We start from the raw sequence: 327 nt of genomic DNA on the forward strand, positions 1-327 counted from the left end.
GGCTTGCATCGACGAGGAAATGAAGTCGCCGCTCCACTTCGAGATCACCGCCAACTGCAAGACCGGCGCGTTTACCACCTTCTATGGCGACAGCATGATCTTCCAGGGCCGCAACAAGGGCACGGAGGTGACGACGGATTACCTCATCAAGGCCGTCGAGGAGAACGAGGTGCTCGATGGCTCCGGCGCCTCGGGCTACGACTACACGCTGGACCAGTTCAAAGCGCTCTGCCCCAATCGCGTCCGCTAGAGCATGATCCCGAAAAGTGGGAACCGGTTTTCGGGAAAGATCATGCTCCAACAAAGAGATAGTTTGCGACACTGAAG

General features: G+C 57.5%; 1 pseudogene. It reads left to right on the top strand.

Going from position 1 to position 327, the window contains the following annotated elements:
- A pseudogene (locus tag EN804_RS35730) lies at positions 1-250 on the top strand (hypothetical protein); the annotation flags it as partial.
- Positions 251-327: the final 77 nt, after the last annotated feature.

This window comes from Mesorhizobium sp. M8A.F.Ca.ET.161.01.1.1, from assembly GCF_004792105.1.
Lineage (GTDB): Bacteria > Pseudomonadota > Alphaproteobacteria > Rhizobiales > Rhizobiaceae > Mesorhizobium.